This window comes from Amycolatopsis sp. CA-128772 (assembly GCF_002904295.1).
Lineage (GTDB): Bacteria > Actinomycetota > Actinomycetes > Mycobacteriales > Pseudonocardiaceae > Amycolatopsis.
This window is the reverse complement of record NZ_PPHG01000074.1, coordinates 69,377-82,116: the sequence shown is the minus strand read 5'-3', so window position 1 is coordinate 82,116 and position 12,740 is coordinate 69,377. Positions and strand designations below refer to the sequence as shown.

The following is a 12,740-nucleotide window of genomic DNA, read 5'->3' as shown; positions in this document are numbered from 1 at the left end:
AAAACGGAAGAGGCCCCGCACGCGACCAGCGTGCGGGGCCTCCGATCAAACCGTCAGCGCGACCGGTGGTGCGCCGTGAGAACCTCCAGCGTCGGCACGATGTCGTTCGGCCCAGGAGTCGCCAGCCACTCGTCGTGGAGGGCGCGGGCACCGTCCCGGTAGGACTGGTTCTCCAGGACCTGCTGGATCAGCTTCCGCATCTCCTCGACCGACTGCGTCTTGTGGTTGAGCCGCTCGCCGGCGCCGTGGTCCATCACGAACGTCGACGTCCAGGTCGCCTCGACCTTCTTGTCCGGCATCGCGTACTCGATGCTGCCGTCCTCCTGGACCGTCACCACCACGCGGGCCGCCTCGCCGGTGTCGAAGATCAGCTGGGGGACCTCCGCGCCGGTCGCCGCGGCCAGGGTGCCGATGCCGCCGTGGTGGATCAGGGCCGTGCACGTCGGCAGGAGCTGGGGCAGCGGGAGGTAGTGCACCGCGCGGACGTTCGCCGGCAGCGGCGGGATGCCCGCGAGCTGGCCCTCGCTCAGCGTCGCGATCACCTCGACGTCCAGCTCCCCCAGCGCTTCCATCAGCATGGTCAGGCGGACGACCTCGGGGTTCGCCTCGAACTCGAACGCGTTCTCGCCGCGCTCGGCCTCGTCCCGCACGTGCGAGCCGGCGTACGCCTGGCGGGTCGACACCCCGAGCGAAACCGCGACGCGCGGGCGCTGCGGCTTCTCGTACAGCCAGCCCGGCAGCTCCGACGCGCCCGCGAACGGCACGTACCGGACGGGGACCGTCTTGGCGCTCGTCGGCATCCGCAGCCCCGGCGACACCGCGTCCAGCGACCAGTGCCCGTAGAGCAGGTCGTCGCCCATTTCGACGCCCAGCCGCTCCGCCACCGGCTTGATCATCGAGCCGAGCGGGTTCTCGTCGAGGCCGGCGGCGAGCACCTGCTCGCGGTAGGCGGCGAGCCGGTCGAGGCTCCACGCGTAGATGTCCGGGCCGAGCAGGAAGCGGGCCTGCGCCGCGCCGCACGCCTTCGCCGCGATGGCGGCGATCGGGAACGTCGGGTCGTAGATCACCAGGTCCGGCTGCCACGTGCGGGTGAACTCCACCAGCTGGGCCGCCTCCGGGCGGTCCGGGCGCAGGTAGTCGCCGCACGGCAGCAGCATGTACTGGTAGAACACGTCCCACGCGTCGCGCTCGTGCGGCTCGATGGCCAGCGCCTGGGCGTAGCGGTCGATCTCGTCGCCGGCGCTCGGGAGGCCGGCGTCCTCGAGGAAGCGGGCTTCGATCGAGTCCGGGTCGCCGAGCGGCACCGGTGTGAGGCCCGCGGCCGCGATGATGTTCGTCAGGCCGTGGAAGGTCGCGACGCGCACGTCGTGGCCCGCGCTCTGCAGCGCCCACGCGGTGGTGGCGAACGGGTAGAAGTGCGCGTGCGCCGGGTAGCAGGCAAACAGGACGCGCATGGGGGTTCTCCTTCTCGTGGCGGGCTCGTCGGGCGAGTTCATCTCAGCGCCCGGACGTGCGGCGACGCATCTCCGCGGTTGCGTGTTGTCGCGTGAGCAGTGCGGACAGGGCGTCGGCGAACTCGGCCGGGTGGGTCACGAACCCGACGTGGCCGCCGGGGAAGTGGGTGATCGGGATGCCGAGGCGGGCCGAAAGCACCCGGTTCGGCTGGTAGGGGAAGTCGTCGCGGGACGTGTCGCCGCCGCCGAGCACCAGCCGCCCGGCGAGCGGCCGCAGCGCCTCGACGTCGGGGACGAGCGCCGGGTACGCGCGGACCTCCCGTTCGAACCACAACGTGTGGTTGGCCCGGATCCGCGCCAGCATGGCGGCCAGCTCGGCCGGCGGCAGCTGCGCGTCGTCCGGGGGCTTGGTGGCGCCGCGCATGCCCATCCGCTCGCGGAAGACACCCATCGCCACCGACGGCCCGGAATCCTGGTAGGTCCGGTAGAGGCCGGCGTAGAAGTCCAGCCACTGCGCGGCGTCCGGCAGCACCGACGCCAGCGGCGGCTCGTGCACGACGGCGGTGCCGACGCACTCCGGGTGCCGCGTGAGCAGCTCCAGCGCGACGATGGCGCCGGAGCTGCCGCCCAGCACATCGGCCCGCCCGCCGGCGACGTGCTCGATGACCGCCCGGGCGTCCTCGACGTCGGCCCGCACCCGGTCCGCCCCTTCGTCGGGGGCGTCGAGCGGGCTGCGCGAATAGGCGCGCTTGTCGTAGGTGATCACGGTGTGCCGGCCGGCCAGCACTTCGGCGAGCGGGGTGTACGGGCCGCCGTCACCGTTGCCGGTGGGGATCAGCAGCAACGCGGGACCGGTCCCGCGCACCTCGTAGTACAGGCTCGCGCCGGGCACGCGCAGCCGGCCACTTTCGTCCAAAGTGGATGGTCGGGGACCGCCACCTGTTCCGGTGGCGAACCGCGGCTCGTTCATCAGCGCTCCGCTCCTCGCCGGTCAAGCCGAGTATGGCCGGGCCGGGCGGGGCGGGGCATCTCCTCGAAAGCCGGGTTCAGCGGCCCCGGACCCGGTCGCCGTCCTCCGCGTCTTCGGCCGTCCGCGGGGCCGGGCACCGCCGCGAGACCACCACCAGCACCGCCGGTTTCCCGTCCCCGCCGCGGATCGCCGGGACCAGCGCCTTCGAGAACGCCAGCACCGAACCCGCCGCGAAACGGGCGTGACCGCCGTCCGCCGTCAGGACTTCGAGCGTTCCCCTCCGGACCACGACCAGGCCCTCCGGCCAGCCCGGTCCCAGTGCCTGCGAGCGGTCCGGGGGGATGACCACCTCGCGGCGGTCGAAGGCCGGCGGGTCACGCTCATCGCGCCGCATCTCGCTCGCCCAGCTCCCACGTCGGGGGCAGGCCGAACGCGGCGAACACGTCCGGCATGAACGTGGTGATCTCCGCGACCTTGCCGTCGGCGAAGCGGAGCACGTCGAGCGACTGGGCGCGGAACCGGTCGTCGCCGGCCCGGCGTACGTACTTCGCGCACGCCGGCTGGCGGTTGGCCCGTGTCGGGAGCACGCGGAACTCGCCGTAGCGGCCTTCGGCGACCGTTGCGCCCGCGAACTCCACGATCGCGTCGCGGCCGAGGAACGCCGCCGGGTGCGGGGGCATCGTCAGGCGGGCGTCCGCGCACAGGAGCTCGGTGATCGCGTCGAGGTCGACGCGCTCGTGGGCGTCCATGTACTGCTGCAGCAACGCCCGCTCGGCCGTCGTCGGGTCCGTGTCCGGCGCCCATTCCGACCGCTGCGGGGGCAGGTGCTCCTTGAGCGACGCGCGGGCCCGCTGCAGCCCGCTGTTCGCCGACGCGACCGTCATCCCGAGCAGCTCCGCCGCGTCCTTGGCCGGCCAGCCCAGCACGTCCCGCATCACCAGGATCGCGCGCTGGCGCGGGGGCAGGTACTGGATCGCGGTCAGGAACGCGAGCTCGATCGTCTCCTTGGCGATCACCACCGCCTGCGGGTCGGCCTCCGCCGACGTGGCCTCGTCCAGCAGCCGGTCCGGCACCGGCTGCAGCCAGGGCACCTCGCCCGGCGACGCCGTCGACTCGGCCGACGGCCCGAGATCGGCCGGCACCGCCTGGCGCCCGCGCCGGTCGAGGTGGTCGAGGCAGGCGTTGGTGGCGATCCGGTACAGCCACGAGCGGAACGCCGAGCGGCGCTCGAAGCTCGCCCGCTTGTTCCACGCCCGCAGGAAGGTTTCCTGCACCATGTCTTCGGCGTCGTCGAGCGAGCCGAGCATCCGGTAGCAGTGCACCTGCAGCGCCGCCCGGTACCGCTCGACGAACCCGCCGAACGCCTCCCGGTCTCCCGCCAGGGCGGCGGCGACCTGCGTGCGGTCCTCGTCGATCGTTCCCTGTGCACTCATGAAATCCTCCGTGATCGATTCACGCGAACGACCTGGACCGCGTTTCCGCCACGACCATACGGCTTGGCGTGACGGCCGATCACCTCGCTGTGACACCCGCCTGCCGGTTTTCCCACCGAAAGCGCATTTTGCGAGAAGCGCCGCGGCCGTCCCGCACGGCGGCGGGCGGGACGGCCGCGTCCGCCGGTCATCGCCGGAACCGGTTCACCAGCTCGGCGGTGCGCCCGCGCCGGCCCCACGCGACCACCGCGGCGACCACGAACAGCACGATCGTGATGGTCGGGTTCGTGTGCAGCACGAAGATGTTGGTGATGGTGGCGCCGACGCTCAGGGCCGCCAGGCCCAGGCCGGCCAGGCCGCACAGCGCCGGGATGGCGAGGCCGATCGCGCCCGCCAGCTCCAGCACGCCGGTCAGCACGCGGAACCACTGCCCGGCACCGATTTCGGCGAACATGTCGACCATCTGCGGGTTGGCCGTGACCTTGGCGATGCCGGCCAGCGCGAACTCGGCCAGCAGGCCGATCTGCAGCACCCACAGCACGACGTTGAGGGCCTTGCCGGGGCGCTTGTCCGCGGTGGCCGGGGTCTGCCGGGTGGCGAAGTCCTGCTGAGTCATCGGGGTCTCCTTTGTTCGGGTCCGGCGTGTTCGCCGCCTCTGCCCAATACGACGGCGGAGCGCGCCGAAACTCATCGGTCCCGCGTGAATTCGCCACGAACCGGCTCCTGAGCAGCACAAAAGGGGCCGCCACCGGATCACTCCGGTGGCGGCCCCTTCGGCCGGAACTGGGTCAGAGCACCTCGACGTCGGGCACGAAGCGGATCCACTTCCCCCCGGCCTCGCGGAACGCCTGCTCCTTGGCCATGATCTCCTCGGCGTGGTTCCACGCGAACAGCAGCGCGTAGTCCGGGTACGGGTCGGCGAAATCCGCGGGCGGGCGGACCGGCAGGTGCGAGCCGGGCAGCAGGCGCCCCTGCTTGCCCGGTGTCGAGTCGCACACGAACGGCACCAGGTCGGTGCCGATCCCGCAGTAGTTGGTCACCGTCGAGCTCTTGCCCGGGGCGCCGTAGCCGACGACCCGCTTCCCGTCCGCCCGCAGCTGCCGCAGCAGCGTCATCAGGTCGTCGCGGATGCGGGCCACGTTGCGGCCGAACTCGGCGAGCGTGGCCGGCTCGTTGAGCTTGCTCGCCTCCTCCTCGGCGAGCAGCGCCGCCAGGCGGTCCGACGGCACCCGCGCGCCCGGGCGGGCGATCGTGTAGCGCACCTCGCCGCCGTGCATGGCGATGCGCTCGGCGTCGACCAGCTCGAACCCGAACCGCGCGGCCATCGCCTGCACCGACGCCACGCTGAAGTAGTACACGTGCTCGTCGTAGATCTGGTCGAACGCCATCCCGCTGACGATCGTCTCCAGGTACGGCTCCTCGAAGACGAACACCCCGCCCGGGGTGAGCAGCGCGTCCAGGCCGCGGAACACCGAGTCGATGTGCGCGATGTGGCAGATGGTGTTGGCGCCGAAGACGACGTCGGCCGGACCGTGCTCGGCCCGCACCGCGGCCGCGGTGTCCTCGTCGAAGAACGCCGACAGCACCCGGACACCCTTCTCCCGGGCGATGTCCGCGACGTTCCCGGACGGCTCGACACCCAGGTGCCGGACGCCCGCGGCGGCGATGGTGCCGAGCATGACACCGTCGTTGCAGCCGATCTCGACGATGAACGGGTCCGGCCCGGTCAGTTCCGCTTCGAGGAAGTGCCGGGCGTCGGCCGCGAAGTGGTCGCGGTGGCTGGCCGAGCCGGACGCGTGGTAGCGGTAACCCGCGTGGTAGCGCAGTTCCTGCGGCACCACGGTGACCAGCTGCACCAGGCGGCAGTGGGTGCAGGCGCCGACCGCGAGGCGGAACCGGAACTCCCCGGCCACCTCTTCGGGCAGCAGGAACCCGTTGGCCGTCGGCTGGTCACCCAGGTCGACGAACTCGAGCACCGCTCCGCCGCAGACCCGGCAAGTGGTTTCTTCCATCGCTCTTTCACTGTCCTTTCGCGACCGGCCGCCGGCCGTCAGACGGCTCCGTTGTCGGACAGGTTGAGCCACCAGTCGCTCGCCCGTGCCCACTCGATGGTCTTGGTCAGCCCGTCCCGCAACGACGTTTCCGGCCGCCAGCCGAGGATCCGGCCCGCCTTGGCGTTGTCCGGCACGCGGCGCAGCAGGTCCTCGTAGGACGCGCCGAGCTTCTCCGCGGTGTCGACCTCGATCGTGCCGGGTGCGCCGGTCAGCTCGGCGACGAGCCGCACGACCTCCCCCACCGTGGTTTCGACCATGCTGCCGATGTTGAACGCCTCGCCGACCGCACCGGGGTGCGCGGCGGCGAGCAGCGTGCCCTCCACCGCGTCGTCGATGTAGGTGAAGCACCGGGTCTGCACGCCGCGGTCGTAGATCACCAGTGGCTTGCCGTTGAGCGCGCGGTGCACCGACCGGCTGACCACGTACGCCGGGCGCTGCCGGGGACCGTAGACGTTGAAGTACCGCACGATCGTCGCCTCGATGCCGTGCTGGCGCGCGTAGGCGTAGGTGAGGTGCTCCGCCAGCGCCTTGCTCGAGGAGTAGGACCAGCGGTCCGACGACGTCGGGCCGAGCACCCGGTCGCCGTCCTCGCGCCACGGCACGGTCGGGTTCTTGCCGAACACCTCGCTGGTCGAGCTGAGCACCACCCGGGCGCCCGCGGCGTCGGCCGCCTCGAGCACGTTGCGGGTGCCGGTGAAGTTGATGTCGACCACGTCGAGCGGGCGGGCCAGGTACTGGTCCACGCCGACCACGGCGGCGAGGTGGAAGACGACCTCGGTGCCGGCCGCGGCCCGGGCGAGGGCCGCGCTGTCGCGCAGGTCGCCTTCGACGACCCGGACCCCCTCCCGGACCGCGCCGCGCGGCGCGACCGCGTCGAACACGGTGACCTCGTCGCCGCGGTCCAGCAGGCGTTCGACGAGGTGGTGGCCGATGAACCCGGAGCCGCCGGTGACCAGGACCCGGCGTGCGCTGCGTCCCGCCATCAGCCGGCCTCCGCCCACTCGACGCCGGATTCGAGGTCGCGCAGCGCGCTCCCCCGGCCGATCCCGCGGTAGGTGTAGCCGGCCGCGACGAGCTCGGCGATCCGGTCCTTCGAGTAGTACGCGCGCCCGTCGAGCAGCACGCACTTCGGCGCCACCGGCAGGGCCGCGAAGTCGATGTCCTCGAAGTCCCGGTGCAGCGCCAGCACGGCGATGCAGTCGGCGTCGCGGACCGTCTCTTCCACCGACGCGGACGGCGCGATGCCGAACATCGGCTCGATCTGCTTCGCCTCCACGAGCGGGTCGTACACGCGCACGGTCGCGCCCGCCTTCTTCAGCGCCTTCACGGTCGCCTCCGTCGGCGTCGCCCGCAGGTCGCCGGTGTTGTTCTTGAACGCCAGCCCGAGCACGCCGATGACCGACCGCGCCGGGTCCTTGCCCTGGCGGACCAGCTCGTCGATCGCCAGCTGGGCGGCGTACTCCGGCATGCCCGCGTTGACCTCGCGGCCGGTGGGCGCGGTGCGGATGTCGACCCCGTGCTCCTGGGCGGACTTCCAGACCATCCACGGGTCCTTGGTCAGGCAGGAGCCGCCGACGCCGACGCTCGGCAGCAGGATGTTGACGTTGCCGGTGCCCTTGGGGATCGTGTTGGCCGCGGACACGACGTCGAGCACGTCCACGCCGTAGATGGCGCAGAACTTGGCGAGCTCGTTGGCCAGCGCGATGTTCAGGTCGATCCACCAGTTGCTGGCGAGCTTGATGATCTCCGCCGCCTCCAGCGAGTCGCGCTGGATGACCTCGACGCCCAGCCCGCGCCGCCAGAACTCGACGGCGGCCTGCACGCAGTCGTCGCCGTAGCCGCCGGCCACGATCGGGAACGCGCGCAGCTCGGCGAGCGCGGTGCCTTCCGCCAGCCGCTCCGGGGTGAACGCGAGGCCGAAGTCGACGCCACCGCGCAGGCCCCCGCCCTCCAGCTCGGGAAGCACGACCTCCCGGGTCGTGCCGGGCGGGACGGTGCTCTTGAGCACCACCAGCTGGCCGGGCCGCAGGTGTGCGCGAAGCTCCCGGCAGGCGCCGATGAGCTGCTCCGAGGACAGCGAACCGTCGTCGCGGACCGGCGTGCCGACGCAGATCAGGATCACGTCGGCGGCCGCCGTCTCGGCGAAGTCGGTGGTGACCCGCAGCCGCCCCGCCTCCATGCCGCGGAAGACCATGTCGGGCAGACCCGCTTCCTCGATCCGGAAGTAGCCCCACGAGAGCTCTTCGACGAGCTGCGGGTCGCTGTCGACCGCAACGACGTCGAAGCCGCGGTCGGCCAACGTCGCGGCGACGCACGAGCCGACGTAGCCGAAGCCGATCACGGCCACCGTGATCGGCTTGTTCTCAGACAGGAAACGCATCCGTGTCTCCAATCGAATGTCGCGGTCCGGACAGCCGGCCGCCTGGACTCCAGGGTCACGGACCGTGGCCGCCGGCGGCCTCTCCTCGGTTGCCGGTGCGGGGAACAGAGCACGCCGGGAGGAGGTCCGGCCGAGCCCGCACTCCGGGAGGTGTGCCCCGGGTGCGCGCGATGGGAGCGTTCGCCGGACAGTGTCCGTCCGTAGGGGAGCCCATGAGCGACGACCTCATCAACGTGATGCAGCCCAGCCTCGGCGAACGAGAGCTCGCCGCGGTGCGGGAAGTCTTCGAGAGCAACTGGATCGGCCGCGGACGGCGCACCGCCGAGTTCGAGACGCGGTGGGCCGAGCACCTCGGCGTCGGGCGTGAGCACGTGGTTTCGGTCAACTCCTGTACCGAGGGCACGTTCATCGCCATGGAACTGCTCGGTGTCGGCCCCGGCGACGAGGTCGTGCTGCCGTCGATCAGCTTCGTCGGCGTGGCCAACGCGATCGCCTCGCGCGGCGCGCGGCCGGTGTTCTGCGACGTCGACCCGCACACGCTCAACCCGCGGGTAGCCGACATCGAAGCCGTGCTGAGCCCGCGGACCAAGGCGGTGGTGATCCTGCACTACGGCGGGCACCCCGGCGACGTCGTCGCGATCGCCGCGCTGTGCCGGGACCGCGGCATCAAGCTGGTCGAGGACGCGGCCATCGCCCCCGACTCGCGGGTGGACGGCCAGGCGTGCGGCACCTTCGGCGACATCGCCGTGTGGAGCTTCGACCACGGCAAGATCGTGGTCACCGTGGACGGCGGCATGCTCTACGTCCGCGACCCCGAGCTGGCGGCCCGCGCACCGAAGGTGGCCTACCTCGGCATGGAGCAGCGCAGCGGCTTCGACCAGGCCATGCGCGCGAACACCCGCTGGTGGGACTTCGACGTGACGTCGTTCTCCCGCCGGTCGACGACCAACGACGTGCTCAGCGCCATCGGCATCGTGCAGCTCGAGCAGCTGCCGGAGTTCGTGGCCCGCCGGGCCGAGGTGGCCGCGGCCTACGACGAGGGCTTCGCCGGCCTGGCCGGGCTGCGCCGCCCGCCGCGGCTGCCCGCCGGGCACCGGACGTCCCACTACATGTACTGGGTGCAGCTCGCCCCGGAGCTGCGGGACGTCATCGCCCGCGACCTCTACGCCCGCGGTGTCTACACGACGTTCCGCTACCCGCCGCTGCACCAGGTGCCGGCGTACGGCTGGGAAACGCCGTTGCCGGGCTCGGAGGCGGCCTCGGCCCGGACCCTGCTGCTGCCCATGCACCAGGGCCTGAGCGACGGTGACGTGCGCCGGGTGGTCGACGCCGTCCGCGACTGCGTGACGGCCCGTACCACCGACCTGGCCGCCTAGGTGATCCGGCAGCTGTCGTCCCGCCTGGTCTACCGCAACGAGTGGCTCTCGTTGCGCGAAGACCGGATCGAGCGCCAGGACGGGTCCGAGGGGATCTACTCGGTGGTGGACCGCCCGGACTTCACGGTGGTGATCGCGGTCGAGAACGGCGGGTTCCACCTGGTCGACCAGTACCGCTATCCGGTGGGCGGGCGGTTCTGGGAGTTCCCGCAGGGCTGCTTCCCGGCGGGCCGGACCGGAACGCCGGTGGAGCTGGCGTACGCGGAGCTTTCCGAGGAGACGGGCCTGCGCGCGGGCGAGCTGCGCCACCTCGGCAACCTGTTCGGCTGGCACGGCGCGAGCGGGCAGACGTGCGACGTGTTCGTGGCCACGGACCTCACGCCGGGGCCGCCGGCGCGGGAACCGACGGAGCAGGACATGCGTCACCGCTGGTTCTCGCGCGAGGAGGTCGAGCGGATGATCCGGGACGGCCGGATCAAGGACAATTCGACGCTGGCCGCGTACGCGCTCTACCTGCTGGAAGAGCGCCGCGCGGACTGAGCGGCCACGCACGAAAGGGCGGGTCTCCCGAGGAGACCCGCCCTTTCCGGTGCCACGACGCCCTCAGCCGGCGAGGAACGCCTCGATCTCGAGCTCGATCTCCACCTTGTCCCCCACGACGATCTTCGCGCCCTCGACCAGGCCGAAGTCGATGCCGAAGTCGCTGCGGGCGATCGAGGTGCGGCCGCCGAAGCCGACCCGCGGTTCGCCCTGGACGCCCGTGGGGTCCACGCCGAGGAACTCCAGCTCGATCTCGACGCCCTTCGTGACGTCGCGGATCTCCAGGTCCCCGGTCAGCAGCCACTGCGAGCCGTCCTGGCGCAGGCCGGTGCTCGTGAACGTCAGCTTCGGCGCCTGTTCCACGTCGAAGAAGTCCCGGGTGCGCAGGTGGTTGTCGCGCATCTCGTTGCCGGTGTCGACCGAAGCCATGTCGATCGTCACCGACGCCGACGAGCGAGCCGGGTCCTCGTCGATCACGAGCTGGCCTTCGAACGCGGTGAACCGGCCGCGCACCTTGCTCATCAGGTGGCGCACCGCGAACGCGACGTTCGAGTGGGCCGGGTCGATCACCCAGGTGCCGGCGGCCACGCCGGGCAATGCGTCAGGCATAACGTCCTCCTCGTCGAGCGGGCCGGGGCCCCGCGAGGAGCCCCGGCCGCTTGGCTGACTGCATACGTTCCCGGATCCTCCCGGACGCACCCGGCGTCCGGCATCTTCCGGCATGCCTTCCCCAGTCATGTCCACAGCGGACGGACATCAGTCCGGTGTGGACGAACTCACGGGATGATCTCCATCTGCGCCATCATGCCGATCGCCGAGTGGTCCAGGAAGTGGCAGTGGTAGACGTACTTGCCGGTGTACTCGGTGAACGTGGTCTGCACCCGGATCGACTCGCCGGGCATGATGAGGACCGTGTCCTTGCGGCCGGCGTCGTCCGGGCCCGGGGCCGCGCCGTTGCGGTCGAGCACCCGGAACTGCTCCAGGTGCAGGTGGAACGTGTGTGGCGCCCCCCAGACCGTGTCGGTGTTGGTGACCGTCCAGATCTCCGTCGCCCCGCGCTTGACCTGGAAGTCGACCCGGTTCACGTCGAAGGCCAGGTCGTTGACCAGCCCGACGTTGCCCGAGTCGTCGAACTTCATCGTGACGTGCCGCTGCACGGTGGCGGTCCCCAGCGCGGCCAGCGGCCGCAGGGTGGCGGGCACCCGGCTCGTGTCGGACGCGGTGCGCGTGACGTCGAACCGGAGCACCGGGCCCGAGACGTCGGACAGCACGAACTTCGACCCGATCGGCTGGTTCGAGAAGTCGACCACGATGTCCACGCGTTCCCCGGAGGTGAACGTGATGTCCGAGCGCGTCACCGGCGCCGGCAGCAGGCCGCCGTCGGAACCGATCTGCGTCATCGCCAGCCCGCCCAGGGTGAGCCGGAACCCGCGCTCGTTGCCGGTGTTGAGCAGCCGGAACCGGTACTTGCGCGCCGCGACCGGGAAGTACGGCGCCACCACGCCGTTGGTGAGCACGGTGGTGCGGTCCGGGGCGAAGTTCGGCCAGACGAGGCCGCCGTTGGCGTCGATCTGGGCGTCCCGGAGCATGATCGGCACGTCGTACTGCCCGCTGGGCAGGTTCAGGCTCTTCTCGGCGTCGTCGTCCAGGATGTAGAAGCCGTGTAGTCCTTTGTAGACGTTCTCGGCCTCGGTCCCGTGCGAGTGGTCGTGGTACCAGAGCGTGGCGCCCTGCTGCTGGTTCGGGTACCGGTAGGTGCGGCTCTGGCCCGGCTGGATCAGGTCCATCGGGTAGCCGTCGCTGACCTGCGGGTTGTGCCCGCCGTGCAGGTGCACGTTGGACGCCAAGGACAGCTCGTTGCAGAAGGTGATTTCGACCGGGGTGCCGGTTTTCGCGCGGATCAGCGGCCCGAGGAACTGACCGCCGAAGGTCCGCACCGGCGTCGGCTTGCCGGGCGTGAACGCGAAGTTCGCGGTCTTGATCGGAATCCGGTAGGTCTCGGTCCCGTCCGCCCGGCGCACCGGCGTCAGCGTCTGCGGCACCGGCATGACCTGGGTGAACTGGCTGACCCCGAAGGACCGCCGCGCCGCGGGTTCACTCCCGGCGGCCGCCCCGTGTCCGGTGTGGTCGGCCTCGGCCGGAGCGGCCCCGGCCGCCAAGGCCGACGGCAGCAGCGCCGCACCCCCCGCGACGCCGCCCGCCGTCATCCACCCCAGCATCTTTCTTCGATTCAACATCGCCCGCTCCTCGGGTCTCGTTGTCCCATCCCACGGCGCCGATCCCGGCGCCGTCCCCCCGACCGAGCGATCCTCTGTTGCCGGGGGTGGCGCGGACATCTCTGTACATGCGCGAAAGGAGGGAAAAACGGACTGGTTGAGCGCAGAACGGGATGATGCGTCACGAATGTCTACACCCCGCAGCGGATCCGGTACGCGGGGTTGCTTTTCGAGGAGCGGCTGGATTCGTTCCGGTTGAGGGTGTGGGGATTTATGCCGCCACGGCCGGGCCGGTACTTTCGGCGGCGACGGAAGCA

12 protein-coding genes are annotated in these 12,740 nt (G+C 71.4%); 2 read left to right on the top strand and 10 right to left on the bottom strand.

Annotated features, from left to right (window positions below):
• Positions 1-53 precede the first annotated feature (53 nt).
• From C2L59_RS28495 to C2L59_RS28460, 8 genes are all read right to left on the bottom strand, one after another.
• A complete protein-coding gene (locus C2L59_RS28495) occupies positions 54-1,454 on the bottom strand; it encodes a nucleotide disphospho-sugar-binding domain-containing protein (RefSeq protein ID WP_158263117.1) in 1,401 nt (466 codons plus the stop codon).
• Positions 1,455-1,497: 43 nt separating this feature from the next.
• On the bottom strand, positions 1,498-2,424 hold the full coding sequence (locus C2L59_RS28490; protein WP_233223743.1) for an alpha/beta fold hydrolase: 927 nt from the start codon (positions 2,422-2,424) through the stop codon (positions 1,498-1,500).
• 76 nt (positions 2,425-2,500) lie between these two features.
• Complete coding sequence (locus C2L59_RS28485; RefSeq protein ID WP_103352604.1) at positions 2,501-2,818, bottom strand: hypothetical protein; 318 nt, start codon at positions 2,816-2,818, stop codon at positions 2,501-2,503.
• Positions 2,805-3,857, bottom strand: a complete 1,053-nt coding sequence (locus C2L59_RS28480) for a sigma-70 family RNA polymerase sigma factor (protein WP_103352603.1) — start codon at positions 3,855-3,857, stop codon at positions 2,805-2,807. Before C2L59_RS28480 ends, C2L59_RS28485 begins: the two co-directional genes overlap by 14 nt.
• Positions 3,858-4,044: 187 nt before the next feature.
• Complete coding sequence (locus C2L59_RS28475) at positions 4,045-4,473, bottom strand: DoxX family protein (RefSeq protein ID WP_103352602.1); 429 nt, start codon at positions 4,471-4,473, stop codon at positions 4,045-4,047.
• 172 nt (positions 4,474-4,645) lie between these two features.
• Positions 4,646-5,869 (bottom strand): class I SAM-dependent methyltransferase, encoded by a 1,224-nt coding sequence (locus tag C2L59_RS28470; RefSeq protein ID WP_103352601.1) that lies wholly within the window; start codon positions 5,867-5,869, stop codon positions 4,646-4,648.
• Between the two features lie 38 nt (positions 5,870-5,907).
• Positions 5,908-6,894 (bottom strand): NAD(P)-dependent oxidoreductase, encoded by a 987-nt coding sequence (locus C2L59_RS28465; protein ID WP_103352647.1) that lies wholly within the window; start codon positions 6,892-6,894, stop codon positions 5,908-5,910.
• Complete coding sequence (locus C2L59_RS28460) at positions 6,894-8,291, bottom strand: nucleotide sugar dehydrogenase (RefSeq protein ID WP_103352600.1); 1,398 nt, start codon at positions 8,289-8,291, stop codon at positions 6,894-6,896. Before C2L59_RS28460 ends, C2L59_RS28465 begins: the two co-directional genes overlap by 1 nt.
• 212 nt (positions 8,292-8,503) lie before the next feature.
• Between C2L59_RS28460 and C2L59_RS28455 the strand changes: the two genes are divergently transcribed.
• On the top strand, positions 8,504-9,667 hold the full coding sequence (locus tag C2L59_RS28455; RefSeq protein ID WP_103352599.1) for a DegT/DnrJ/EryC1/StrS aminotransferase family protein: 1,164 nt from the start codon (positions 8,504-8,506) through the stop codon (positions 9,665-9,667).
• Positions 9,668-9,670: 3 nt separating this feature from the next.
• Positions 9,671-10,207, top strand: coding sequence for an NUDIX hydrolase (locus C2L59_RS28450; protein WP_103352646.1), 537 nt, complete (start codon positions 9,671-9,673; stop codon positions 10,205-10,207).
• Positions 10,208-10,270: 63 nt separating this feature from the next.
• Here the strand turns inward: C2L59_RS28450 and C2L59_RS28445 are convergent, their stop codons facing one another.
• Positions 10,271-10,816: a YceI family protein gene (locus C2L59_RS28445; protein WP_103352598.1), complete on the bottom strand. Its 546-nt coding sequence runs from the start codon at positions 10,814-10,816 to the stop codon at positions 10,271-10,273.
• Between the two features lie 167 nt (positions 10,817-10,983).
• A complete protein-coding gene (locus C2L59_RS28440) occupies positions 10,984-12,444 on the bottom strand; it encodes a multicopper oxidase family protein (RefSeq protein WP_233223741.1) in 1,461 nt (486 codons plus the stop codon).
• Positions 12,445-12,740: the final 296 nt, after the last annotated feature.